Genomic DNA, 809 nt, shown 5'->3' with positions numbered 1-809 from the left:
ATCGAAACGGTGCGGGAGAAATTTACGTGCCGGGATTGCGAGGCGATCATCCAGCCGCCGGCGCCATTCCATGTCACTCCGCGCGGCTTCATCGGCCCTCACCTGCTGGCGACGATCGTGTTCGACAAGTTTGGCATGCATAGTCCCCTCAACCGTCAGAGCACCCGGTTCAAATGCGAGGGCATCGAGCTTTCGACCTCGACGCTGGCCGATCAGGTCGGGTTTGGTACGTCCGCCCTCATGCCGGTCTTTGATCTGATCGAGGCGCATGTCTTCGCGGCCGAGCGCCTTCATGGTGACGACACGACCATTCGCGTCCTAGCAAAGAGCAAATGCACAACAGGCCGTGGCCGACGTCGAGAAAAATGCCCGCGAGGGCAAGAGGAATGGCAAACCGATCTCCCCGATGGCGCTGGAGGCGGTCAAGCGCATCGACGCGCTCTTCGACATCGAGCGCGCCATCAACGGCAAGACGGCCGCTGAGCGGTGTGCCGTGCGGCAGGAAAACAGCAAGCCGCTCTTCGATGACATGCGCGAGTGGTTGCTCCGCGAGCGCGATGCCTTCTCGCGCTCTTCCGAAGCATTGTTGGTCAGGCAGATTCTGCCGTCATCGATGAAGCGGGCAAAGTCCTCCCAGCGCGAGAGCATGTAGTTGATCGGCTTGAGGATTGGACATTCGCCGGGAGCCAGCGCGGCGCCGACCGGGCTGCCGTCATGCTGACATCCATCACCACTTGCCGCCTGAACGAGGTCGACCCAAAAGCCTGGCTCGCCGACGTCCTCGCACGCATCTCTGATCTGCCAAGTTC

1 protein-coding gene and 2 pseudogenes are annotated in these 809 nt (G+C 61.6%); 2 read left to right on the top strand and 1 reads right to left on the bottom strand.

Going from position 1 to position 809, the window contains the following annotated elements; translation table 11 throughout:
• Nucleotides 1-544: pseudogene (locus tag ACWGS9_RS35035) on the top strand (IS66 family transposase); the annotation flags it as partial.
• 29 nt (nucleotides 545-573) lie between these two features.
• Here the strand turns inward: ACWGS9_RS35035 and ACWGS9_RS35030 are convergent.
• Nucleotides 574-672: pseudogene (locus tag ACWGS9_RS35030) on the bottom strand (IS66 family transposase); the annotation flags it as partial.
• Between the two features lie 42 nt (nucleotides 673-714).
• Between ACWGS9_RS35030 and ACWGS9_RS35025 the strand changes: the two are divergent.
• Nucleotides 715-809: transposase domain-containing protein (locus ACWGS9_RS35025; protein ID WP_454509458.1), on the top strand; the 95-nt coding region annotated here is incomplete at its 3' end.

The organism is Mesorhizobium sp. Arg314 (assembly GCF_053714275.1).
This window is presented reverse-complemented; position numbering and strand designations above follow the sequence as displayed.